The following is a 24,071-nucleotide window of genomic DNA, read 5'->3' as shown; positions in this document are numbered from 1 at the left end:
TTCATCGCGATGAAATGAGCCGGGTGGAGACCGCCGGCTCGCCGCGCGCCAGCTTCAGTCCCTCCCACGGCAGGCTGAGCAGCCCGGAGGCGACGCGGTCGCGCGCCGCGGCCAGTGCCGCCGGCCCGGTATCGGTCACCACGTCGCCGCCGCGGACCAGCGGAACGGTCACCAGCCGGTGCGGCCCGCTCACCTCGGGCGGGCGGCCGGCGGGATGGACCACCTCCTCGACGAGGGTGCCGCTCGGCCGGAAAGTCCGCAGTGCCTGCTTGCACCCACCCGCCGACGTCTTGTCCGCGCTGCGCTTGTGCACCGCGACCCCGTCGACCTCGACCAGCTTGTAGACGAAGCCGGCCGCCGGCGCTCCCGAGCCGGTCACCACCGCGGTGCCGACGCCGTAACTGTCCACCGGCGCCGCACGCAGCGCCGCGATGGCAAATTCGTCGAGGTCGCCGGAGACCACGATCCTGGTGGCAGTGGCCCCCAGCCGGTCGAGTTGCTCACGGACCTGATGCGCCAACACCGCCAGTTCACCGGAGTCGATACGCACCGCGCCCAGCCGCGACCCGGCCGCCTCGACGGCGTTGGCCACTCCGGTGGTGACGTCGTAGGTGTCCACCAGCAGCGTGGTGCCGACACCCAGCGCGGCGACCTGGGCGCGAAATGCCGCCAATTCGCCGTCGCCGTCGGCAACGTCGGAGCCGGCGTGCAGCAGGGTGAAGGCGTGTGCGCTGGTGCCCAGCACCGGCACACCGAAGCTGCGGTGCGCTTCGAGATTTGATGTCCCGGCGAATCCCGCCAGGTAGGCGGCCCGGGCCGCCGCGATGGCGGCCTGCTCGTGGGTGCGGCGGGAGCCCATCTCGATCAGCGGCCGGCCGTCGGCCGCGCTGACCATCCGAGCGGCCGCCGAGGCCACCGCGGTGTCGTGGTTGAAGATCGACAGCAGCAGCGTCTCCAGCACGATGCACTCGGCGAAGCTGGCGCGCACGCTCAGCACCGGCGACCCGGCGAAGTACAACTCGCCCTCGGCATAGCCGTCGACGTCGCCGCGGAAGCGAAAATCACGCAGGTAGCTCACCGTGTCCGGGTCCAGGAACTCCGAGAGCAGTCCCAGGTCGGCGTCATCGAAGCCGAACGAGGTGAGGGCGCCAAGGAACCGGTCGGTGCCGGCCACCACCCCGTAACGGCGTCCCTCGGGGAGCCGGCGGGCGAACAACTCGAAGCCGGTGCGCCGGCCGGCCGTGCCGTCGCGCAGCGCCGCGGCCAGCATGGTCAGCTCGTACTTGTCGGTGAGCAGCCCGCCGCAGCGGGCCGAGGTGGTCACCCGCCAACCGTATCGGCTGGACTTGGCCCCACCCCGGCTCGGTATCCTGAGCGTTATGGCCACGTCAGCAGCGACGTCCGCCCCGGTGAAACCGCAGGGCACCGGCCAGCGGCATGCTGACCCGGTCGAGGACACCGCTTCGCCCTGGGTGACCATCGTCTGGGACGACCCGGTCAACTTGATGACCTATGTGACCTACGTCTTTCAGAAGCTGTTCGGTTACAGCGAGCCGCACGCGACCAAACTGATGCTGCAGGTGCACCATGAGGGCAAGGCGGTGGTGTCTGCCGGAAGTCGGGAGTCGATGGAGGTCGACGTGTCCAAACTGCATGCCGCCGGGTTGTGGGCGACCATGCAGCAGGACCGCTGAGACGTCAACTTGAAGGGAACCGAACCTCACCGTGCACAAGTGGAAGCGGGTTGAAACCGACGGCGGCCCCCGCTTCCGCTCCGCGTTGGCACTGCACGAGGCCGCGCTGCTCCGCAACCTCGTCGGCTCGATCATCGGAATGCTCGAGGCCCGTGAATCCGCCTCCCCGCCCGACGAACTCGAACAGATTACCGGGATGAAGACGGGTAACACCCAGCCGCCGGAGGACGCCACCACGCGCCGGCTGCTGCCGGACTTCTACCGTGCCGACGGCGGCGGCGCCGCGGCCGACGGCTCCGCGCTCGACGCGGAAGGCCTCAACGCGGCGCTGCGCAGCCTGCACGAGCCGGAGATCATCGATGCGAAACGTGGGGCGGCCCAACAGGTTTTGGACACGCTGCCGGAACGGGGCGGTCGTTTCGAACTGACCGAGGAACAGGCCAATGCCTGGATCGCGGCCGTCAACGACATCCGCCTGGCGCTGGGCACCATGCTGCAGATTGGTCCCAACGGCCCGGATCGCCTACCGCCCGGCGATCCGAGGGCCGGTCAGCTCAACGTCTATCAGTGGCTCACCGTGCTGCAGGAATACCTGGTGGTCGCGTTGATGGGGCGGCCGGGCCGATGACGGATACGGGTTCGATCACCGATGTCGCCGGGATCCGGGTGGGCCATCACCACCGGCTGGACCCGGACGCGACGCTGGGATCCGGCTGGGCCAGCGGGGTCACCGTCGTGCTGGCGCCGCCCGGCACGGTCGGTGCCGTCGACAGCCGGGGGGGTGCGCCCGGAAGCCGGGAGACCGATCTGCTGGATCCGGCCAACAGCGTGCGCTGGGTGGACGCGGTGGTGCTCGCCGGCGGGAGCGCCTACGGGCTGGCGTCCGCCGACGGCGTGATGACCTGGCTCGAGGAGCAGGGTCGCGGGGTGGCGCTGGATGGCGGCGTGGTCCCGATCGTGCCGGCGGCGGTCATCTTCGACCTGCCGGTCGGGGGCTGGGACCGACGGCCCACCGCGGAGTTCGGCTATGCGGCCGCGGCGGCTGCCGCCGGGCCCGACGGGGCACGGCCGGCGACCGGTTGCGTCGGCGCCGGGGTCGGCGCGCGGGCCGGGGTGTTCAAGGGCGGGGTGGGCACCGCGTCGATCACGCTGGAACTCGGGGAGCACGGCGAGCACTCGGTCACGGTGGGGGCACTGGTGGTGGTGAACCCGAGCGGCGAGGTCATCGACGCCACCACCGGCCTGCCGTGGTCGGCCTACCTCGTCGAAGAATTCGGATTGACCGCGCCGCCGTCGGAGGAACTGGCGGTGCTCGCCGGACTGGAACCCAAATCCCGCTCGCTCAACACCACCATCGCGGTGGTGGCCACCGACGCCGCGCTCAGCCCGGCCGGTTGCCGGCGGATGGCGATCGCCGCTCAGGACGGGCTGTCGCGCACCATCCGGCCCTCCCACACCCCCGTCGACGGCGACACCGTCTTCGCACTGGCGACCGGAGCCGTCGAGGTCCCTGAGCTGGCCGACACCCCGGCCGCGATGTCTCCGGAGACCGGTTTGGTCGCGGAGGTGGGTGCCGCCGCGGCGGACTGTTTGGCCCGCGCGGTGCTGGCCGGAGTGCTGGCCGCCGATCCGGTGGCCGGAATACCGACCTATGGCGGCACGTTGCCGGGGGCGTTCGGTAGCAAGCCGGCCGGATCGACGGGAAGGGCGTGATGCGGGCATGAGCTCCCGGTCAGGCGCCTCGCCTGCGCCGCGTTCCGACACGAAGCCGCTCTGGCGCACCGGTGGGGCCAGCGTGGTGGGCTTCGTCGCCCTGCTCTACCTCGTCGAGGCGGTCGATCAGCTCGGTGGCCACGGGCTGGACCGCAACGGCATCCGGCCGTTGCAGAGCGACGGGCTGTGGGGGGTGTTGTTCGCGCCGTTGCTGCACGCGAACTGGGCACATCTGCTGGCCAACACCGGTCCCGCGCTGGTGCTGGGTTTCCTGATGACGTTGGCCGGACAGACCCGGTTCCTCCTCGCCACCGCGATCGTGTGGCTGGTCGGTGGGCTGGGCACCTGGCTGATCGGCAACGTCGGGTCGGCGTGCGGGCCCACCGACCACATCGGCGCCTCCGGCCTGATCTTCGGCTGGTTGGCCTTCCTGGTGGTGTTCGGGTGGTTCACCCGCAGAATCTGGCAGATCCTGGTCGGGTTGGTGGTGCTGGTGCTCTACGGCGGGATCCTCTGGGGGGCGGTCCCGGTGCTGAACGTCTGTGGCGGTGTCTCCTGGCAGGGACACCTGTGCGGCGCGATCGCCGGGGTGCTGGCCGCCTATCTGCTCTCGGGCCCCGAGCGCAACGCCCGCGCACGGCGGCGGGGGGTATCGGCGTGATCGGGATCTTCGACTCCGGCGTCGGCGGGTTGACCGTCGCACGCTCGATCATCGACCAGTTGCCCGACGAGGACATCGTCTACGTCGGCGACACCGCCAACGGCCCGTACGGGCCGCTGACCATCCCCGAGGTCCGCGCACACGCGTTGGCCATCGGCGACGATCTGGTCGAGCGCGGCGTCAAGGCACTGGTGATCGCCTGCAACACCGCGTCGGCGGCATGCCTGCGCGATGCCCGGGAACGCTACGACGTGCCGGTCGTCGAGGTGATCCTGCCGGCGGTGCGCCGAGCGGTGGCCACCACCCGCAATGGCCGCATCGGAGTGATCGGAACGCAGGCGACCATCACCAGCCACGCCTACCAGGACGCGTTCGCCGCCGCCCGCGACACCGAGATCACCGGGGTGGCCTGCCCGCGCTTCGTGGACTTCGTCGAGCGCGGTATCACCAGCGGCCGGCAGGTGTTGGGGCTGGCCGAGGGGTACCTGGAGCCGCTGCAGCGCGCCGGGGTCGACACCCTGGTACTGGGTTGCACCCACTACCCACTGCTGTCCGGGTTGATCCAGCTGGCGATGGGCGAGCAGGTGACGCTGGTGTCCAGCGCCGAGGAGACCGCCAAGGAGTTGCTGCGGGTGCTGACCGAACGCGATCTGCTGCGTCCCCACGGGACCCCGCCGGCCACCCGGCTCTTCGAGGCGACCGGTGACCCGGAGGCGTTCGCCGCACTGGCCACCCGTTTCCTGGGGCCGGCGATCACCGGTGTCGGCGCGGTCCGGCGGCATGCCCCGTTGAGCCGGTCGTGACCGTGATTTCGACGACGAATAGCGGGCAAAGCGCTGGTGTCTTGGTCATGGTCGCGGCGAACATGGCACAGTAGGGAACGTGCGACTGACCGTGCTCGGCTGCTCCGGCAGCGTGGTGGGTCCGGATTCGCCGGCATCGGGCTACCTGTTGCAGGCTCCGGGGACCCCACCGCTGGTCATCGACTTCGGGGGCGGGGTGCTGGGGGCGCTGCAGCGCCATGTCGATCCCGGCTCGGTGTATGTGCTGTTGTCGCATCTGCACGCCGACCACTGCCTGGACCTTCCGGGGCTGTTCGTCTGGCGCCGCTATCACCCGTCGGTGGCGGCGACGCCGTTCCCCAAGGGCGTTATATACGGGCCCAGCGACACCTGGTCGCGAATGGGCGCGGCATCTTCCCCGTACGGCGGCGAGATCGACGACATCACCGACATCTTCGACGTCCACACCTGGGTCGACGGTGAAGCCGTCGAGTTCGGAAGCCTCAGCGTGCAGCCCAACCTGGTGTCTCACCCGACCGAGTCGTTCGGCATGCGGATCACCGATGCCACCGGCGCGATCCTGGTCTACAGCGGCGACACCGGCTACTGCGACCAGGTGATCGAACTGGCCCGCGGCGCCGATGTGTTCCTGTGCGAGGCGTCGTGGACCCACGAGGCCAACCGCCCCCCGAACCTGCATCTGTCGGGCACCGAGGCCGGGCGTATCGCTGCCGCGGCCGGGGTGGGGCAACTGCTGCTCACCCATATCCCGCCGTGGACGTCGCGCGAGGACGTGATCGGCGAGGCCAAAGCCGAGTTCGACGGGCCGGTGCACGCGGTGGTCTGCGACGAGAGTTTCGACATCCGGCGGTCGTGACGCACCACCGGTGCTGACACACCCCTCCATTAGGGTTAGCGGCGTGTCCAAACGAGAAGACGGTCGCCTCGACGACGAGCTGCGCCCGGTCGTCATCACCCGCGGATTCACCTCGAACCCGGCCGGGTCGGTGCTGGTCGAGTTCGGTGACACCCGAGTCATGTGCACGGCCAGCGTCACCGAGGGTGTGCCGCGCTGGCGGAAGGGCTCCGGCCGCGGCTGGCTGACCGCCGAATACGCCATGCTGCCGGCGGCCACGCACACCCGCTCCGACCGCGAGTCGGTCCGGGGCAAGGTGGGCGGACGCACCCAGGAGATCAGCCGGCTGGTCGGGCGCTCGCTGCGCGCCTGTATCGACCTCGCGGCGTTGGGGGAGAACACCATCGCACTCGACTGTGACGTGTTGCAGGCCGACGGCGGTACCCGCACCGCGGCGATCACCGGCGCTTATGTGGCGCTCGCCGACGCGGTCACCTACCTGTCCGCCGCAGGCAAGCTGTCCGACCCCCGCCCGCTGTCATGCGCGATCTCGGCGGTCAGTGTCGGTGTGGTCGACGGCCGGGTTCGCGTGGACCTGCCCTACGAAGAGGACTCCCGCGCGGAGGTCGACATGAACGTCGTGGCCACCGACACCGGAACCCTGGTGGAGATCCAGGGCACCGGTGAGGGGGCGACGTTCCCGCGCTCGACGCTGGACAAGATGCTCGACGCGGCGCTGAGCGCCTGCGAGAAGCTGTTCGTGGTGCAGCGCGAAGCGCTGGCGTTGCCCTACCCGGGGGTGCTGCCGGAGGGCCCGGCACCGAAGAAAGCGTTCGGCTCTGACTAAGCGTCGGCGACGATGCGGAGCGTCAGCGACGAGGAGGAGCGGCGCCATTGATGCAGCTGCTGGTGGCCAGTCGTAACCGCAAGAAACTGGCCGAACTCAATCGGGTGCTCGAGCACGCCGGTGTCTCCGGCCTGCGTCCCGTCTCGCTGGATGACGTGCCGCCGTACGACGAGGCGCCCGAAACCGGGGCGACTTTCGAGGACAACGCCCTGGCCAAGGCGCGCGATGGCTATATGGCGACCGGGTTGCCTTGCGTCGCAGATGATTCCGGCCTGACCGTAGATGCGCTCAACGGTATGCCGGGGGTGCTGTCGGCGCGCTGGTCGGGCAGTCACGGCGATGACGGCGCCAACACCGCCCTGCTGCTGGACCAACTTCGCGACGTTCCCGACGAACGGCGCGGCGCGGCGTTCGTGTCCGCCTGCGCGCTGGTCTGGGGTAGCGGAGCCGACCACGAGGTGGTGGTGCGCGGGGAGTGGCCGGGCAGCATCACCCGGGAACCCCGCGGCGACGGCGGATTCGGCTACGACCCGGTGTTCGTACCCGCCGGCGCGGTACGCACCGCGGCCCAACTGAGCCCGGCGGAAAAAGACGCCGAGTCGCACCGCGGTCGTGCGCTGGCGCTGTTGCTTCCGGCGCTGCGACAGCTCGCGGGGTGAACCGTGCCGTTAGCGCTCGGCGCCGAGTTCGCCGGTTACCGCATCGAACGCCTGCTCGGCTCCGGTGCGATGGGCGAGGTGTACCTGGCCCGGCATCCGAGGCTGCCGCGTCGCGACGCGCTGAAGGTCTTGCCCGCCGGCCTGACCACCGACGCTGAATTCCGCCAGCGGTTCCAACTGGAGGCCGACCTCGCGGCGACGCTGTTTCATCCCAACATCGTCGGCGTCCATGACCGCGGCGAATTCGATGGCCAGCTTTGGATCGCGATGGACTACGTGGCCGGGACCGACGCGGCGCGGTTCGTCGCCGACCGGTATCCCAACGGGATGCCCGAAGACGAGGCCCTGCCGATCGTCGGCGCGATCGCCGAGGCTCTGGATCATGCGCACCAGCGTGGGCTGCTGCATCGCGACGTCAAACCGGCGAACATCCTGATCGCCGATCCCGAAGGCGGCTCCCAGCGGATTCTGTTGGCGGACTTCGGAATCGTTCGGCAATTGGGTACCGTCGGCGGGCTGACCGCCACCAACTTCACCGTCGGCACCGTGTCCTACGCGGCACCCGAGCAGTTGCGGGGCGACGATCTGGACGGTCGGGCCGATCAGTATGCGTTGGCGGCCACCGCATTCCATCTGCTCACCGGGGCACCGCCGTTCGGTGACGGCAACCCGGTCACGGTCATCAGCCGGCACCTGACCGCCGCGCCGCCACGGCTGAGCGAGCGCCGGCCGGAGCTGGCTCACCTCGACGCGGTGCTGGCCACCGGCCTGGCCAAGGACCCGGCCGGGCGGTTCGGTGGCTGCCGCGCGTTCGCCCGGGCGCTGGCCGAGGCCGACGCCGATGAGCCGGCGATGGCCACCCCCGGTACCGGCCGGCGCCGCTGGCCGTGGGTGGTGGGCGGGGTTGCGGTGCTGGCGGGGGTGGCCGGGGTGCTCGGGGTCGCCGACAGCGGCGATGAGCACACCGGCGTGGTCTCACCCCCGCCGACTACCACCGTGCATCCGACACAGACCGTCACCGTGACGGAGTCGCCCTCGCCGCCGGCCCCGCTGATGTCCCCGCCCCCGCCGGTACCCTCCCCGACGATTGTGCCGCCGCCGGCATCGTCGATCGAGGTTGTGGCGCCGCCGGCGACGTCGATCGAGGTCGTGGCGCCGCCGGCCGGGGCCAGCGCCGTCTGCCGCGACGGCACCTATTCATTCAGTAAGCGCCGCAGCGGTTCCTGCTCGCGCCACGGCGGGGTGGAGCGCTGGGTGAACCCGCCGGCAAACTGAGCCGGTGTGTCAGAGGTTGAACTGGGCCTTGATGTTTCGCGACTGGAAGTGCTCGACGATGATGCCGAGCAGTGGAATGGTGCCCGCCAGCAATACCCCGATGGTCTTGCCGAGCGGCCAGCGCACCTTGACCGCCAGATTGAACGTGGCCAACAGGTAGGCGAAATACACCCAGCCGTGCACCACACCGATCCAGGTGGGCGGGTTGTCCACCTTGACCACGTAGCGCACCACGATCTCGTAGCACAGCGCGATCAGCCAGACACCGGTCGCCCACGCCAGCACCCGGTAGGGCAGCAGCGCGCTGCGGATCTTCTCGGCGGGGGCGGCCTGGGCGGGTGTCTCGGTCATGCGGTGTTCCTGTTCTTCCGGTCGTTCTCGGTGAGCTCGGCCAAGTAGGCGTTGTAGTCGCGCAGTGCGGCGTCGTCGGTCGGGGTGGCGGCGGGCTCGGGACGTTCCGGCAGCAGCCCGGCTGGTATCTCGGTCACCGTATCGGGTCGGTGCGGCTCGGGTGGCGCCTCTTCGTAGCGGACGAATTTGCGGTAGGCGTAGACGCAGAACCAGGCGAACAGCGGCCACTGCAGGGCGTAGCCGAGGTTCTGGAAGTTGCCGTTGATCTCCTGGAATCGGGTCCACTGCCACCACCCCAGCGCCAGGCACGCGCAGGCGGCGACGATCACCAGCACGATCAGTGCCGGTCTCCGACGCCGTGTAGTGGACACCCCTTGACGGTACCGCCTGGGGACGCCACGATCGTTGGCGACGACGCGGCAGCCATCGCTGTCGATCAGGCCGCGGATGAATTCCTCGGTGGCCTGGTTGACGAGGTCTTCCTGCCAAGGCTTCAGCCGGATCGGCCGGTGGTGCTTCTTGCCGGGGCCGTGTTGCGGGAAGAGGCACGGCCAGTGCTCGGAGTACAGGTAGACATCGGTGCAGTTGTCGGGGCGCCGTAGCGCGCCTGCACATTGACCGGGCATCGAGATGTCAATTGCCTGGCGGCAGCGTTTGATGATTTCGGGGTACTTCGAGTCGAGGGTGATCCTCAGGTGCCAGGTCCGAGGTTGACGCGAGATGCAGCCGTCACCAAGGTAGAGGCCCAGGAGATAGCAGTAGACGACGGCAGGCAATGTAGCGAAATCATGTATGTCAGGTTCACCTGCCCGTCGTCGATGCGATGGGTTGTGCCGCCAGCCGCGTATCGTGCTCCGGGGAATGCGGGTCTGACGGGCAATCGCGCAGTCATTCATCCCTGACGCAATGAGCCGCTGCACCATGTTGAACTCGTTGGTTGACCGCATGCGCTTACCTCCCGGACGGTCACACGCTAGGAGGTGCTACCGACAATTTCGTCGTTCCGTAGGCGGGCTAAACTGAGTGCCCTTGCGGGCGTGGCGCAATTGGCTGACGCACCGGCTTTAGGTGCCGGCGCTCGAAAGAGCATGAGGGTTCGAGTCCCTCCGCCCGCACAAATTTTTCCCGGATAAGGCCATGTCGCCAGTGCCTCGCCGGTGCGAGAATGGACGTCATCGTCCTCGCGGGATTGGTGCAGCATCATGAACAGAAAAGCAGTCTTGGTCACCTTCAGCGCGGTGCTGGCCGGTGTCATCGCAAACCCGCCGCCGACGGCGTTCGCCGACGATCCCAGCAATGAGGACCAGGTGTTTTTCGCCGAATTGGAACACGAGGGACTTCACCCCGACTACGCCAAACAGATCTGCGGCAGTGCCAAGTGCGAGTCGCTGCGTGATCTGCTGGTGCAAGAAGGCCATGCGGTCTGTTCGGCGTTGAGCGGCGCGCCGCGGCTGGTGCCGATCTCGGTGATCGCGCACCTGCAGGTGACACCCGCAGAAGCGCACGGCGTCATCACCGCGGCCCGGCACGCCTATTGCCCGCAATCGCCGGACCCGTACACCAAGACTGCGTGAGCCTCACGGCTCGCCGGCAACAATCCTCGCCTGCGCCTCACCGAGGGCCCCGGAGTCGCGGGCTTTGCGGGCATTGACCACCACGCCCACCGCGGCCAGCGCCCAGATGACGTACTGCACGGTCCAGGCCACCCGGAAGGCCGAGAACGAGAAGCCGCCCGCCATCGCGATGACGATCCCCATCGCCTGCATGATCACCAGCGTGGCGATGAAACCGCCGGTGTTGACCATGCCCTGCGCGGTGCCCAGCGCGGCCGGCGGGTTGTAGGTGCGGGCGAAGTCGAATGCCAGGATCGACACCGGCTGACCCGCCGAGATCACCACGATCAGCAACGCCAGCAACCAGTGTGGTGCGGGGGAGGGCAACGCCAGCAGCACGGCCCAGGTGCAGGCGGTCAGCGCGATCATCGCCAGCACCAGACCCGTCCGGTGCTGGGGCCGGCGCGCGGACAGCGTCCCCACCAACAGGCCGACCACGACGAAGGTTGCCACCGACAGCGTCAGGAACGCACCGGCCAATGCGCGTGACAGCCCCTGTGCAGTAGTCAGGTAGGGCACGCCCCACATCAGCGCGAAGACGTTCGCCGAGAACGGCGTGCCCAGGTGGGTGAAGAAGCCCAGCTTGGTGCCGGGCCGGGACCAGACCGTCTTCACCTCACCGAACGCCGCCCGAAACGTCCGCGGCTGCATGGTGTTCGGCACCCCGGGCGGAGCGTCCCGGCACACCGCGAGGGTCAGCGCGACCGCCAGCACCCCAAGGGCGGCCGCCGACAGGTAAGCCGCCGTCCAGCCCTGGTGCAGCAGAATCGCCAGGAACGGTACGGCCGAGAGCAACTGGCCGAACTGGCCGCAGATCCCGGTGAGCTGGGTCAACAATGGGACACGGTCCGGCGCAAACCAATTGGGCAGCAATCTGATGACCGAGATGAACACGAACGCGTCGCCCAACCCGACGACGCCGTACGCCCCGATCGCGATCGGCAGCGAATGGGTCAGTGACAGCGTCAACTGGGCCGCGGAGAGCACCGCGACGCCGGCGGCGATCATCGCCTTGGGGCCGAACCGGTCCAGCAGCACTCCGGCCGGAATCTGCATCGAGGCGTACACGATGAGCTGCAGGATCACGAACGACGACAGCGTGCTCGGCCCGGTGCTGAACCGGTCGGCGGCGTCTAGGCCCGACACCCCGAAGGTGGTGCGGTCCAGCACCGCGACCACATAGGACAACAAGCCGGTGCCCCACACCGCCCAAGGACGCCATGAGCGACCTGCGATCCGTGCCTGTGTCACCCGGCCATCCTGCCCTGCGGCGGTGAGACGCCCGTGATCGACGGGGTGCTGCCGTATCGTTTGGCGCGTGTTGGTTTCTCGGCGCGACGTGCTCAAATTCGCTGCGGCCGCCCCGGCCGCGATCGGTTTGGGCGCCGCGGCATCGGCAGTGTCGGCCACGACGGCCCAGGCGGAGCCGTTGGGCATCCTGCTGGACTACTCGGCCGGCGTCCTGACCGCCGAAGAGATCCGGGCAGCCGGCGCCGTCGGCGCCATCCGCTACGTCTCGGATCGCCGGCCCGGTGCCGACTGGATGCTCGGGAAGCCGATCCAGCCGGCCGAGGCGCACGATCTGCACCAGAACGGCCTGCAGATCGTGTCCTGCTACCAGTACGGCAAACAGGCGACCGCCGACTGGCTGGGTGGTCAGCAGGCCGGCGCCGAGCACGCCCAACGCGGCTCGCACCTGCATGCCGCGGCGGGCGGCCCCGACGACGCCCCGATCTACGCCTCCATCGACGATGACCCGTCCTACGAGCAGTACCGGGCGCAGGTGGCCCCCTACCTTCGCGGCTGGGAATCGGTGATCGGGCAGCACCGTACCGGTGTGTACGCCAACTCCAAGACCATCGAGTGGGCCGTGCAAGACGGCCTGGGTTCCTACTTCTGGCAGCACAACTGGGGCTCGCCGGGCGGTATCGCGCACCAGGTGGCCAACCTGCATCAGGTCGAGGTCGACAAGCGCAAGGTCGGCGACGTCGGTGTCGACATCAATCAGATCCTGACGCCCCGGTTCGGTCAGTGGGCCTGACCCGCGCCGGGGCGACAGGGCACGGGCTGGGCGGCCCGGCGGCGGCTCGTCGGGTGGCGCGGATCACGGTGCCGGGTTGACACTGCGTCAGTGGCTGTCTACGACGCCTGACCCGGCCGGATTCAAACATAACGATTAGATAACAATGCAGCCTTGATCAGCGCTGTTGTGGCTACTCGACCGTAACCCCGCGCATGCAGGACGTTTGGTCGCCGACGATCGAAGCGTGGTCGGAGCGCGTGATATCCGCAGGTGGGTTACCCGAGCGTAGAACTCACGAGTAACCAATTAGCTGCAGAAACGGCACAGGTTCTTATGACACTCTTACTGCTGTAGCGCGGCCGCGACGACGCGAGAGCCCGCTGCCCGATCGGGGCCAAGCCGGTCATGCCGGCAGGCACAACAAAGACGCGATGTTCCAGAGCAGGGGAGATATCTAACGTGACGATCCACGAACATGACCGGGTGTCCGCTGGCGGGACCGGCTCGGGCCCGTTCGCCAACGCCTCGTCCGCCCTGGTGGATCGCCTCACGGCCGGCGAGCCGTACGCGGTGGCCTTCGGCGGCCAAGGCAGTGCCTGGCTGGAGTCTCTTGAGGAGTTGGTCTCCTCCGCCGGCATCGAGACCGAGTTGGCCACGCTGGCCGGCGAGGCGGACCTGCTGCTGGAGCCGGTCGCCAAGGAACTCGTCGTGGTCCGGCCGATCGGCTTCGAGCCGCTGCAGTGGGTGCGTGCGCTGGCCGCCGAGGACCCGATCCCGTCGGCCAAGCAGCTGACCTCGGCCGCGGTGTCGGTACCGGGCGTGTTGCTCACCCAGATCGCCGCGGTGCGGGCACTGGAACGCCAGGGCCTGGACCTGGCGGCCGCCCCGCCGGTCGCCGTGGCCGGCCACTCGCAGGGCGTGCTGGCCGTCGAGTCGCTGAAAGCCGGGGGCACCGCCGACGTCCAGTTGCTGGCGATCGCCCAGCTGGTGGGGGCCGCCGGAACGCTGGTGGCCCGCCGTCGCGGCATCTCGATCCTCGGGGACCGCCCGCCCATGGTGTCGGTGAACAACGCCGACCCGGAACGCATCCAGGAACTGCTGGAAGAGTTCGCCACCGATGTGCGCACCGTGCTGCCGCCGGTGCTGTCCATCCGCAACGGCCGGCGTGCGGTCGTCATCACCGGCACCCCCGAACAGCTGTCACGGTTCGAGCTGTACTGCGAGCAGATCGCCGACAAGGAGGCCGCCGAGCGCAAGAACAAGCTGCGCGGCGGCGCGGTCTTCGCGCCGGTCTTCGAACCGGTGCAGGTCGAGGTCGGTTTCCATTCGCCGCGGCTGTCCGACGGCATCGAGATCGTCGGTAAGTGGGCCGCCCAGATCGGTTTCGACGCCGACGGCGTCGCCCTGGCGCGTTCGATGGCCGAGTCGATCCTGGTGGACCAGGTCGACTGGGTGGACGAGATCACCGCGCTGCACGACGCCGGCGCCCGCTGGATCCTGGACCTGGGCCCCGGCGACATCCTGACCCGGTTGACCGCACCGGTGATCCGCGGCTTGGGCATCGGGATCGTGCCGGTGGCCACCCGCGGCGGGCAGCGCAATCTGTTCACCATCGGCGCCGTGCCGGAGGTGGCCCGGCCGTGGACGAGTTATGCCCCGTCGGTGGTGCAGCTGCCCGACGGCCGGATCAAGCTCGACACCAAGTTCACCCGGCTGACCGGCCGGTCGCCGATCCTGCTGGCCGGTATGACGCCGACCACCGTCGACGCCAAGATCGTCGCCGCGGCCGCCAACGCCGGGCACTGGTCGGAGCTGGCCGGCGGCGGGCAGGTCACCGAGGAGATCTTCAACGACCGGGTCGCCGAACTGACCACGCTGCTCGAGCCGGGCCGCACCGTACAGTTCAACTCGTTGTTCCTCGACCCCTACCTGTGGAAGCTGCAGGTCGGCGGAAAGCGGTTGGTGCAGAAGGCCCGTCAGTCGGGCGCCCCGTTCGACGGCTTGGTGATCAGCGCCGGCATCCCGGAACTCGAGGAAGCCGTCGAGCTGATCGGCGAGCTCAACGAGGCGGGCATCAGCCACGTGGTGTTCAAGCCCGGCACCGTCGAGCAGATCCGGTCGGTGATCCGCATCGCCGCCGAGGTGCCCACCACCCCGGTGATCGCACACGTCGAGGGCGGCCGTGCCGGTGGTCACCACTCCTGGGAGGACCTCGACGACCTGCTGCTGGCGACCTACTCCGAGCTGCGTTCGCAGCCCAACATCACGCTGTGTGTCGGCGGTGGAATCGGCACCCCCGAGCGTGCCGCCGAATACCTGTCCGGACGCTGGTCGCAGGACCACGGCTTCCCGCTGATGCCCGTCGACGGCATCCTGGTGGGGACCGCGGCGATGGCCACCAAGGAGGCCACCACCTCGCCCGCGGTCAAGCAGATGCTCGTCGACACCACCGGCACCGACCACTGGATCGGCGCAGGAAAAGCCCAGGGCGGCATGGCCTCCTCGCGCAGCCAGCTCGGCGCCGACATCCACGAGATCGACAACACCGCCTCACGGTGCGGCCGGCTGCTCGATGAGGTCGCCGGTGACGGCGACGCGGTCGCCGCCCGCCGTGACGAGATCATCGCCGCGCTGGCCGACACTGCCAAGCCCTACTTCGGTGACGTCACCGAGATGACGTACGCGCAATGGCTGCGCCGGTACGTGGAGCTGGCGATCGGCGACGGCGACTCGACCGCTGACACCGCGTCGCCGGGCAGCCCCTGGCTGGCCGACACCTGGCGGGAGCGGTTCGGCTCGATGCTGCAGCGCGCCGAAGCCCGGCTCAACGAGGTTGAGTCCGGCCCGATCGAGACGCTGTTCACCGTCGGCGACGCCGCGCTCCTGGAGCGTCCGGCTGACGCCATCGCCGCACTGGTGGCCCGTTACCCCGACGCCGAGACCGTCGTGCTGCACCCGGCCGACGCGCCGTTCTTCACCCAGCTGTGCAAGACCCCGGGCAAGCCGGTCAACTTCGTGCCGGTGATCGACAAGGACGTGCGCCGCTGGTGGCGCAGTGACTCGCTGTGGCAGGCGCACGACGCCCGCTACACCGCCGAGCAGGTCTGCATCATCCCCGGCATCACCGCCGTGGCCGGTATCACCCGGGTCGACGAGCCGGTCGGCGAACTGCTGGACCGCTTCGAGCAGGCGGCGATCGACCAGGTGCTGGCCGCCTCGAAGAACGACGGGGTGCAGCCCCGACCGGTGACCGCGCGCCGTCAGGGCCGCCTCGACGTGACCGGCCCGCTGGCCGTACTGCTCGACGCGCCCGACGTGCTGTGGGCGGGCCGTACCGCCACCAACCCGGTGCACCGGATCGGCGCCTCCGATGAATGGCAGGTGCAGGAGAACCGGGCGGCCACCCACCCGACGACCGGGGCGCGTCTCGAGGTCAGTTCGGCGGGCACCGCCGAAGACCATGTGGTGCTCAGCGTGCCGCTGTCCGGCGTCTGGATCACCATTCGCTTCACCGTGCCGCCATCGGTCGCCGACGGCGCCACCCCGCTGGTCTCCACCGAGGACGCTGCCGCCGCGATGCGCGCGGTGCTGGCCATCGCGGCCGGAGTCGACGGACCGGGGGCGTTGCCACCAGTGGTCGATGGCGCCGCCACCGTGACGGTGGAGTGGAACCCGGAGCAGGTCGCCGACCACACCGGGGTGACCGCCACCTTCGGCGCACCGCTGGCGCCCGGACTGTCCACCGTGCCCGACGCGCTGGTCGGCCGGTGCTGGCCCGCGGTGTTCGCCGCCATCGGCGCGGCGACAACCGACGCCGGGTTCCCCGTCGTCGAGGGTCTGCTGTCGCTGGTGCACCTGGACCACGCCGCGCATCTGCTGGCCGCGCTGCCGGCCGAGCCGGCCGAATTGTCCGTCACCGCAACGGCTTCGGCGGCCACCGACACCGAGGTCGGACGGGTCGTCCCGGTCTCGGTCACGGTCGCCGCGGCCGACGGGACAGTGCTGGCGACCCTCAAGGAGCGGTTCGCGATCCGCGGGCGCACCGGCGCCGCGGAACTGACCGACCCGGTCCGGGCCGGCGGTGCGGTCTCCGACAACGCCACCGACACCCCGCGTCGGCGCCGTCGCGACGTCACCGTCACCGCGCCGGTGGACATGCGGCCCTTCGCGGTGGTCTCCGGGGACCACAACCCGATCCACACCGACCGGGCCGCAGCGCTGCTGGCCGGCCTCGCGGGGCCCAATGGTGAGGGGGGCCCGATCGTGCACGGCATGTGGCTCTCGGCCGCGGCTCAGCACGTGGTCACGGCGACCGACGGCCAGGCCCGCCCGCCGGCCCGGCTGGTCGGCTGGACCGCGCGCTTCCTGGGCATGGTCAAGCCCGGTGACGACGTCGACTTCCGGGTCGACCGGGTCGGAATCGACCTGGGCGCCGAGGTCCTGGAGGTGTCGGCGCGGATCGGTTCGGATCTGGTGATGTCGGCGACCGCACGGCTGACCGCGCCGAAGACCGTCTACGCGTTCCCGGGACAGGGCATCCAGCACAAGGGCATGGGCATGGAGGTCCGGGCCCGTTCCAAGGCCGCCCGCAAGGTCTGGGACTCCGCGGACAAGTTCACCCGCGAGACCCTCGGCTTCTCGGTGCTGCACGTGGTGCGCGACAACCCGACATCCCTGATCGCCTCCGGCGTGCACTACCAGCACCCCGAGGGCGTGCTGTACCTGACGCAGTTCACCCAGGTGGCGATGGCCACGGTGGCGGCCGCGCAGGTCGCCGAGATGCGTGAGCAGGGTGCGTTCGTCGAAGGCGCGATCGCCTGCGGCCACTCGGTGGGTGAGTACACCGCGTTGGCCTGCGTCAGCGGTGTCTACGAACTGGAGGCGCTGCTGGAGGTGGTGTTCCACCGCGGCTCGAAGATGCACGACATCGTGCCGCGTGACGCCCTGGGGCGTTCCAACTACCGGTTGGCCGCCATCCGGCCCTCGCAGATCGACCTCGACGACGCCGACGTCACCGCGTTCGTCGCCGAGATCGCCGAGCGCACCGGGGAATTCCTGCAGATCGTGAACTTCAACCTGCGTGGTTCGCAGTACGCGATCGCCGGCACGGTCGCCGGCTTGGAGGCCCTTGAGGAAGAGGTGGAGCGGCGTCGTGAGATCTCCGGTGGCAAGCGATCCTTCATCCTGGTGCCCGGTATCGACGTGCCGTTCCACTCCAGCGTGCTGCGTATCGGCGTGGATGACTTCCGGCGTTCGCTGGAGCGGGTCATGCCGCGGGACAAGGACCCCGACCTGATCATCGGCCGCTACATCCCCAACCTGGTGCCCAAGCCGTTCAGCCTGGACCGCGAGTTCATCCAGGAGATCCGGGATCTGGTGCCGGCCGAGCCGTTGGACGAGGTGCTCGCCGACTACGACACCTGGCGCAACGAGAAGCCTGCCGAGCTGTGCCGCAAGGTCGTCATCGAGCTGCTGGCCTGGCAGTTCGCCAGCCCGGTGCGCTGGATCGAGACCCAGGATCTGCTGTTCATCGAGGAAGCCGCCGGCGGTCTGGGTGTGGAGCGGTTCGTCGAGATCGGGGTGAAGTCGGCCCCGACGGTTGCCGGGCTGGCCACCAACACCCTCAAGCTGCCCGAGTACGCCCACAGCACAGTGGAAGTGCTCAACGCAGAGCGCGACGCCGCGGTGCTGTTCGCCACCGATGAAGACCCGGAGCCGGAAGATGAGCCGGTTGCCGAGGATTCCGACGCCGGCGCGCCGGAAGGGCGGACTGAGCCTGATGCCGCCCCCGCCGTCGCCGCGGCTGCGCCTGCGGCGCCGTCCGGCGGCCCGCGTCCCGACGACATCGGCTTCGACGCCGCCGACGCCACGCTGGCACTGATCGCATTGAGCGCCAAGATGCGTATCGACCAGATCGAGGCGCTGGACTCCATCGAATCCATCACCGACGGGGCATCCTCGCGGCGCAACCAGTTGCTGGTGGACTTGGGTTCGGAGCTGAACCTGGGCGCCATCGACGGTGCCGCCGAGGCCGACCTGGCCGGTTTGAAGTCCCAGGTGACCAAGCTGGCGCGCACCTACAAGCCGTACGGCCCGGTGCTGACCGACGCCATCAACGACCAGCTGCGCACCGTGCTCGGGCCGTCGGGCAAGCGGCCGGCCGCCATCGCCGAACGGGTCAAGAAGACCTGGGAGCTCGGCGACGGCTGGGCCAAGCACGTCACCGTCGAGGTGGCGCTGGGCACCCGCGAAGGCAGCAGTGTGCGGGGCGGTGCCCTGGGCGGCCTGCACGAGGGCGCGCTGGCCGACGCGGCCGCGGTCGACAAGGTTGTGGACAGTGCTGTCGCTGCCGTCGCGGCGCGGCACGGCGTCAGTGTCGGCCTGCCGTCGGCCGGCGGTCGCGCCGCGACAGTCGATGCCGCCGCGCTGGGTGAGTTCACCGAGCAGATCACCGGCCGCGACGGCGTGCTCGCCTCGGCGGCCCGGTTGGTGCTGGGGCAGCTTGGCCTGGATGACGCGGTGATCGCGCCGGACAGCGCTAGCGACAGCGAGCTGATCGACCTGGTCAGCGCCGAGCTGGGGTCGGATTGGCCGCGGCTGGTGGCGCCGGTGTTCGACGGGCGCAAGGCGGTGCTGTTCGACGACCGTTGGGCCAGCGCCCGCGAGGATCTGGTCAAGCTGTGGCTGACCGACGAGGGCGACATCGACGCCGACTGGCCGCGGCTCGCCGAGCGCTTCGAAGGCACCGGCCACGTCGTCGCCACCCAGGCGACCTGGTGGCAAGGCAAAGCGCTGGCGGCGGGACGGCAGATTCACGCCTCGCTGTTCGCCCGCATCGCCGCGGGCGCGGAGAACCCCGGCAAGGGCCGTTACGCCCACGAGGTCGCCGTCGTGACCGGTGCGTCGAAGGGCTCGATCGCCGCGTCGGTGGTCGGACAACTGCTCGACGGCGGTGCGACCGTCATCGCGACCACCTCCAAGCTCGACGACGACCGGCTGGGCTTCTACCGCAACCTCTACCGCGACCACGCCCGGTTCGGGGCGGCGCTGTGGGTGGTGCCGGCCAACATGGCCTCCTACGCCGACATCGACGCCCTCGTCGAATGGGTGGGCACAGAGCAGTCCGAAAACCTTGGGCCGCAGTCGATTCACCTCAAGGACGCGCAGACCCCGACGCTGCTGTTCCCGTTCGCCGCGCCGCGCGTGGCCGGGGACCTGTCGGAGGCCGGTGCGCGGGCCGAGATGGAGATGAAGGTGCTGCTGTGGGCGGTGCAGCGGCTCATCGGCGGCCTGTCGAAGATCGGCGCCGAACGCGACATCGCCTCCCGGCTGCACGTGGTGCTGCCCGGCTCGCCCAACCGCGGCATGTTCGGCGGTGACGGCGCCTACGGTGAGGCCAAGGCCGCGCTGGACGCGGTGGTGGCGCGCTGGAAAGCCGAGTCGTCGTGGGCGTCTCGGGTCAGCCTGGCGCACGCGCTGATCGGCTGGACCCGCGGCACCGGGCTGATGGGCCACAACGACGTCATCGTCGACGCGGTCGAGGAAGCCGGCGTCACCACCTACTCGACCGAGCAGATGGCGGCCATGCTGTTGGGGTTGTGCGACGTCGAATCCAAGGTGGCCGCGGCCAACGCGCCGATCGAGGCAGACCTCACCGGTGGGCTGGCCGAGGCGAACCTGGACATGGCCGAGCTGGCCGCCAAGGCCCGCGAGGAGATGACGGCGGCTGCCGGAGAGGACACAGCCGAGGCCGCGGAGTCCGCGAATACCATTGCGGCACTGCCGAGCCCGCCGCGCGGTTACACCCCGGCGCCGCCGCCGGCCTGGGACGACCTCGACGTCGACCTGGCCGACCTGGTGGTCATCGTCGGCGGCGCCGAACTGGGCCCGCTGGGCTCGTCGCGCACCCGTTTCGAGATGGAGGTATCCGGCGAGCTGTCGGCCGCCGGGGTGCTCGAACTGGCCTGGACCACCGGACTGATCAAGTGGGAAGACGACCCGACCCCCGGCTGGTATGACACCGAAACCGGTGAGCTCGTCGACGAATCCGAGCTCGTCGAGCGCTACCACGACACCGTGGTGGAGCGGGTGGGCATTCGCGAGTTCGTTGATGACGGCGCGATCGACCCCGATCACGCCTCGCCGCTGCTGGTCAGCGTCTTCCTGGACAAGGACTTCTCGTTCGTTGTCTCCAGCGAGGCCGACGCGCGGGCGTTCGTCGAGTTCGACCCCGAGCACACCGTGGTGCGTCCGGTGCCGGACTCGTCCGACTGGCAGGTGATCCGCAAGGCGGGCACCGAGATCCGGGTGCCCCGCAAGAGCAAGCTGTCGCGCACCGTGGGAGCGCAGATCCCGACCGGGTTCGACCCGACGGTGTGGGGGATCAGCCAGGACATGGCCACCTCCATCGACCGGGTGGCGCTGTGGAACATCGTCGCCACCGTGGACGCGTTCCTGTCGGCCGGCTTCACCCCGACCGAGCTGATGCGCTGGGTGCACCCGTCGCTGGTGGCCAGCACGCAGGGCACCGGTATGGGCGGCATGACCTCGATGCAGACCATGTATCACGGCAACCTGCTGGGACGGTCCAAGCCCAACGACATCCTGCAGGAGGTCCTGCCCAACGTCGTTGCCGCGCACGTGGTGCAGAGCTACGTCGGCTCCTACGGCGCGATGATCCACCCAGTGGCCGCCTGTGCCACCGCGGCGGTATCGGTCGAGGAGGGCGTCGACAAGATCCGGCTGGGCAAGGCCGAACTGGTGGTCACCGGCGGCTACGACGACCTGACCCTGGAAGCGATCATCGGCTTCGGTGACATGGCGGCCACCGCCGACACCGAGATGATGCGCGCCAAGGGCATCAGCGACTCGAAGTTCTCCCGCGCCAACGACCGCCGCCGGCTGGGCTTCGTCGAAGCGCAGGGTGGTGGCACCATCCTGCTGGCCCGCGGCGACCTGGCGGCCAAGATGGGCCTGCCGGTGCAGGCGGTGGTGGCCTACGCGCAGAGCTTCGCCGACGGCGTGCACACCTCCATCCCGGCCCCCGGCCTGGGGGCCCTCGGCGCCGGCCGGGGCGGCAAGGACTCGTTGCTGGCACGCTCGCTGGCCAAGCTCGGTGTCGGGCCCGACGACGTCGCGGTGGTCTCTAAGCACGACACCTCGACGCTGGCCAACGACCCCAACGAGACCGAGCTGCACGAGCGGCTGGCCGACTCGATGGGGCGCTCTGACGGCGCGCCGCTGTTCGTGATCAGCCAGAAGAGCCTGACCGGGCACGCCAAGGGCGGCGCAGCGGTCTTCCAGCTGATGGGCCTGTGCCAAGTGCTGCGCGACGGGGTCATCCCGCCCAACCGCAGCCTGGACTGCGTCGACGATGAGCTGGCCACCGCCGGGCACTTCGTGTGGGTGCGTGAGCCGCTGCACCTCGGGGAGAAGTTCCCGCTCAAGGCAGGGCTGGTCACCAGCCTCGGCTTCGGTCACGTCTCCGGTCTGGTGGCGCTGGTGCACCCGGCGGCGTTCCTGGCCGCGCTCGACCCGAGCCAGCGCGAGGCGTACCTGGAGCAGGCTTCCAGCCGTGTGCTCGACGGTCAGCGTCGGCTCGCCTCGGCGATCGCCGGCGGCCGCCCGATGTATGAGCGGCCCGCGGACCGGCGGTTCGACCACGACACGTCGGAGAAGCGTCAGGAGTCGGCGATGCTGCTCAACCCGGCGGCACGGCTCGGCGACGGCGACGTCTACATCGGTTAGCCTCGGCCGTTATGAGCATCGTTGGCGTCGGGATCGACCTTGTCTCGATTCCCGACTTCGCCGAGCAGGTCGACCAGCCCGGGACGGTATTCGCCGAGACGTTCACCCCGGGTGAGCGCCGGGACGCCTCCGACAAGAGTTCGTCGGCGGCCCGGCACCTGGCCGCCCGCTGGGCGGCCAAGGAGGCGGTGATCAAGGCGTGGTCGGGGTCGCGGTTCGCCCAGAAACCGGTGCTGCCGGAAGCGATTCACCGCGACATCGAGGTCGTGACGGACATGTGGGGGCGCCCGAAGGTGCGGCTGTCCGGGGACATCGCGCGCCACCTGGCGGACGTGACGATCCACGTGTCGCTGACGCATGAGGCCGACACCGCCGCCGCCGTCGCCATCCTGGAGGCCTAACCTTTGCCGCGAGCGTGCGTGTTTGCACACGGCGCGCCGCGCGAAATCGGCATTCTGCGCACGCTCGCGCCGGGCGGGGTAGCCGCTAACCTCGACGCCATGAGCGATCTGGTTCAGCGAGTTCACGACATCCTGCCGTCAGTACGGGCTGATCTGGAGGAGTTGGTGCGCATCGAATCGGTGTGGGCCGACCCGGCGCGCCGGCCCGAAGTGCAGCGCAGCGCGCAACTGTCCGCAGACCTGCTGAGCCAAGCGGGATTTCCCGACGTGCGAATCGTCGCCGAGGGTGGCGCACCAGCGGTCATCGCCCGCTATCCCGCGCCCGAAGGCGCGCCGACGGTGTTGCTCTACGCCCACCACGACGTGCAGCCCGAGGGCGACGCGACCCAGTGGGCGTCGCCGCCATTCGAACCGACTGAGCGCGACGGCCGACTCTACGGCCGCGGCAGCGCCGACGACAAGGCCGGCATCGCAACACATCTGGCGGCCTTCCGGGCACACGACGGCCGACCGCCGGTCGGGGTGACGGTCTTCATCGAGGGCGAGGAGGAGTCCGGCTCGCCGTCACTGGGCGCGCTACTCGCCGCGCACCGCGACGCGCTGCGCGCCGATGTGATCGTCATCGCCGACTCCGACAACTGGAGCACCGAGGTTCCGGCGTTGACGGTGTCGCTGCGCGGGCTGGCCGACTGCGTAGTGGAGGTTGCCGCCTTGGACCACGGCCTGCATTCGGGGTTGTGGGGCGGCGTGGTGCCCGATGCGCTGAGCGTACTGGTCCGACTGCTGGCAAGTCTGCACGACGACGACGGCAACGTCGCAGTTGCAGGACTTCACGAAGAAGGGCGGGGGCCTTCGGATTTCCCGGCTTACCCGCCGGAACGGGTGAGGGCCGACACCGGCCTGCTCGACGGGGTGGCCGAGATCGGTTCCGGCTCGGTGCCGCAGCGGCTATGGGCCAAGCCCGCGATCACCGTCATCGGTATCGACACCACCAGCATCGCGGCGTCGTCGAACACGCTGATCCCACGGGCGCGCGCCAAGATCAGCATGCGGGTGGCTCCCGGAGGTGACGCGGCAAAGCATTTGGACGCGCTGAAATCCCATCTGGAACAACATGTCCCGTGGGGCGCGCAGCTGACCGTCACCCCCGGTGATATCGGCCAGCCGTATGCCATCGACGCCACCGGCCCGGTGTACGAGGCCGCCAGGGCCGCTTTCCGGCAAGCATGGGGCGCCGAACCGGTCGACATGGGTATGGGTGGTTCGATTCCGTTCATCGCGGAATTCGCCGCCGCCTACCCGCAGGCCACGATCCTCGTCACCGGGGTGGAAGATCCGGCAGCGCAGGCGCACAGCATCAACGAGAGCCTGCACCTGGGGGTGCTGGAACGCGCCGCGACCGCCGAGGCGCTACTGCTGGCGAAGCTGGGCACGTCGACCGGGTAGGGC

18 protein-coding genes and 1 tRNA gene are annotated in these 24,071 nt (G+C 69.7%); 15 read left to right on the top strand and 4 right to left on the bottom strand.

Annotated elements, in window-relative coordinates; translation table 11 throughout:
• Window position 1: 1 nt before the first annotated feature.
• Window positions 2–1,270, bottom strand: coding sequence for a nicotinate phosphoribosyltransferase (locus G6N19_RS02585; RefSeq protein ID WP_232062642.1), 1,269 nt, complete (start codon window positions 1,268–1,270; stop codon window positions 2–4).
• A gap of 109 nt (window positions 1,271–1,379) precedes the next feature.
• On the opposite strand from G6N19_RS02585, the gene clpS reads away from it, so the two are divergent.
• The 9 genes from clpS to G6N19_RS02540 all read left to right on the top strand — a co-directional run bounded on the left by clpS (window position 1,380) and on the right by G6N19_RS02540 (window position 8,487).
• Entirely contained in the window at window positions 1,380–1,694 is a 315-nt protein-coding gene (gene clpS / locus G6N19_RS02580; protein WP_041317491.1) for an ATP-dependent Clp protease adapter ClpS, read from the top strand.
• 31 nt (window positions 1,695–1,725) lie between these two features.
• Window positions 1,726–2,322, top strand: coding sequence for an oxidative stress transcriptional regulator AosR (gene aosR / locus G6N19_RS02575; RefSeq protein ID WP_013828276.1), 597 nt, complete (start codon window positions 1,726–1,728; stop codon window positions 2,320–2,322).
• Complete coding sequence (locus G6N19_RS02570; protein ID WP_193465701.1) at window positions 2,319–3,407, top strand: P1 family peptidase; 1,089 nt, start codon at window positions 2,319–2,321, stop codon at window positions 3,405–3,407. Before aosR ends, G6N19_RS02570 begins: the two co-directional genes overlap by 4 nt.
• Before the next feature lie 7 nt (window positions 3,408–3,414).
• Complete coding sequence (locus G6N19_RS02565; RefSeq protein WP_041317494.1) at window positions 3,415–4,068, top strand: rhomboid family intramembrane serine protease; 654 nt, start codon at window positions 3,415–3,417, stop codon at window positions 4,066–4,068.
• Window positions 4,065–4,871: a glutamate racemase gene (gene murI, locus G6N19_RS02560; protein WP_013828279.1), complete on the top strand. Its 807-nt coding sequence runs from the start codon at window positions 4,065–4,067 to the stop codon at window positions 4,869–4,871. The genes G6N19_RS02565 and murI overlap by 4 nt, the downstream gene beginning before the upstream one ends.
• Before the next feature lie 79 nt (window positions 4,872–4,950).
• Entirely contained in the window at window positions 4,951–5,727 is a 777-nt protein-coding gene (locus G6N19_RS02555) for a cyclic nucleotide-degrading phosphodiesterase (protein ID WP_013828280.1), read from the top strand.
• Between the two features lie 43 nt (window positions 5,728–5,770).
• Window positions 5,771–6,553 (top strand): ribonuclease PH, encoded by a 783-nt coding sequence (rph, locus tag G6N19_RS02550; RefSeq protein WP_013828281.1) that lies wholly within the window; start codon window positions 5,771–5,773, stop codon window positions 6,551–6,553.
• A 50-nt stretch (window positions 6,554–6,603) separates the two neighbouring features.
• Complete coding sequence (locus G6N19_RS02545) at window positions 6,604–7,212, top strand: non-canonical purine NTP pyrophosphatase (protein ID WP_013828282.1); 609 nt, start codon at window positions 6,604–6,606, stop codon at window positions 7,210–7,212.
• 3 nt (window positions 7,213–7,215) lie between these two features.
• Window positions 7,216–8,487, top strand: a complete 1,272-nt coding sequence (locus tag G6N19_RS02540) for a protein kinase domain-containing protein (protein WP_193465700.1) — start codon at window positions 7,216–7,218, stop codon at window positions 8,485–8,487.
• Between the two features lie 9 nt (window positions 8,488–8,496).
• Here G6N19_RS02540 and G6N19_RS02535 read toward each other — a convergent pair whose 3' ends face one another.
• Together G6N19_RS02535 and G6N19_RS02530 are read right to left on the bottom strand one after the other, a co-directional pair.
• Window positions 8,497–8,838: a DUF3817 domain-containing protein gene (locus G6N19_RS02535; RefSeq protein ID WP_013828284.1), complete on the bottom strand. Its 342-nt coding sequence runs from the start codon at window positions 8,836–8,838 to the stop codon at window positions 8,497–8,499.
• On the bottom strand, window positions 8,835–9,209 hold the full coding sequence (locus tag G6N19_RS02530) for a hypothetical protein (protein WP_193466285.1): 375 nt from the start codon (window positions 9,207–9,209) through the stop codon (window positions 8,835–8,837). The genes G6N19_RS02535 and G6N19_RS02530 overlap by 4 nt, the downstream gene beginning before the upstream one ends.
• Before the next feature lie 660 nt (window positions 9,210–9,869).
• Between G6N19_RS02530 and G6N19_RS02525 the strand changes: the two genes are divergently transcribed.
• A tRNA-Leu gene (locus G6N19_RS02525) sits at window positions 9,870–9,953 on the top strand.
• An 87-nt stretch (window positions 9,954–10,040) separates the two neighbouring features.
• Window positions 10,041–10,412 (top strand): DUF732 domain-containing protein, encoded by a 372-nt coding sequence (locus G6N19_RS02520; protein WP_041317539.1) that lies wholly within the window; start codon window positions 10,041–10,043, stop codon window positions 10,410–10,412.
• 3 nt (window positions 10,413–10,415) lie between these two features.
• On the opposite strand, the gene G6N19_RS02515 is transcribed toward G6N19_RS02520, so the two are convergent.
• A complete protein-coding gene (locus G6N19_RS02515) occupies window positions 10,416–11,657 on the bottom strand; it encodes an MFS transporter (protein WP_193466284.1) in 1,242 nt (413 codons plus the stop codon).
• A 112-nt stretch (window positions 11,658–11,769) separates the two neighbouring features.
• Here G6N19_RS02515 and G6N19_RS02510 point away from each other — a divergent pair, with 112 nt between their 5' ends.
• The 4 genes from G6N19_RS02510 (at window position 11,770) to G6N19_RS02495 (ending at window position 24,068) form a co-directional block, all read left to right on the top strand.
• Window positions 11,770–12,492 carry a DUF1906 domain-containing protein gene (locus tag G6N19_RS02510; RefSeq protein WP_083039570.1) on the top strand — a complete coding sequence of 241 codons (723 nt, stop codon included), beginning with the start codon at window positions 11,770–11,772 and terminating at the stop codon, window positions 12,490–12,492.
• Between the two features lie 441 nt (window positions 12,493–12,933).
• On the top strand, window positions 12,934–22,221 hold the full coding sequence (locus G6N19_RS02505) for a type I polyketide synthase (RefSeq protein ID WP_193465699.1): 9,288 nt from the start codon (window positions 12,934–12,936) through the stop codon (window positions 22,219–22,221).
• An 11-nt stretch (window positions 22,222–22,232) separates the two neighbouring features.
• The gene (gene acpS, locus G6N19_RS02500; protein ID WP_013828320.1) at window positions 22,233–22,622 is read left to right on the top strand and encodes a holo-ACP synthase AcpS; all 390 of its coding nucleotides are present in this window, start codon (window positions 22,233–22,235) and stop codon (window positions 22,620–22,622) included.
• Between the two features lie 99 nt (window positions 22,623–22,721).
• The gene (locus G6N19_RS02495; protein ID WP_193465698.1) at window positions 22,722–24,068 is read left to right on the top strand and encodes a dipeptidase; all 1,347 of its coding nucleotides are present in this window, start codon (window positions 22,722–22,724) and stop codon (window positions 24,066–24,068) included.
• Window positions 24,069–24,071 lie beyond the last annotated feature (3 nt).

Origin of the sequence: Mycobacterium novum (assembly GCF_010726505.1) — a bacterium.
In the GTDB taxonomy this organism is placed as follows: domain Bacteria; phylum Actinomycetota; class Actinomycetes; order Mycobacteriales; family Mycobacteriaceae; genus Mycobacterium; species Mycobacterium algericum.
Note: the sequence above shows the minus strand (reverse complement) of the source record. Positions and strands in the feature narration are given on the sequence as shown.

Bases quoted from the DNA above. Each gene is read 5' to 3' on its own strand.
- G6N19_RS02535 (WP_013828284.1), bottom strand. From the start codon at position 8,838: ATGACCGAGACACCCGCCCAGGCCGCCCCCGCCGAGAAGATCCGCAGC.
- G6N19_RS02520 (WP_041317539.1), top strand. From the start codon at position 10,041: ATGAACAGAAAAGCAGTCTTGGTCACCTTCAGCGCGGTGCTGGCCGGT.
- clpS (WP_041317491.1), top strand. From the start codon at position 1,380: ATGGCCACGTCAGCAGCGACGTCCGCCCCGGTGAAACCGCAGGGCACC.
- G6N19_RS02495 (WP_193465698.1), top strand. From the start codon at position 22,722: ATGAGCGATCTGGTTCAGCGAGTTCACGACATCCTGCCGTCAGTACGG.
- G6N19_RS02565 (WP_041317494.1), top strand. From the start codon at position 3,415: ATGAGCTCCCGGTCAGGCGCCTCGCCTGCGCCGCGTTCCGACACGAAG.
- G6N19_RS02570 (WP_193465701.1), top strand. From the start codon at position 2,319: ATGACGGATACGGGTTCGATCACCGATGTCGCCGGGATCCGGGTGGGC.
- G6N19_RS02545 (WP_013828282.1), top strand. From the start codon at position 6,604: ATGCAGCTGCTGGTGGCCAGTCGTAACCGCAAGAAACTGGCCGAACTC.
- G6N19_RS02585 (WP_232062642.1), bottom strand. From the start codon at position 1,270: ATGCTGGCCGCGGCGCTGCGCGACGGCACGGCCGGCCGGCGCACCGGC.
- acpS (WP_013828320.1), top strand. From the start codon at position 22,233: ATGAGCATCGTTGGCGTCGGGATCGACCTTGTCTCGATTCCCGACTTC.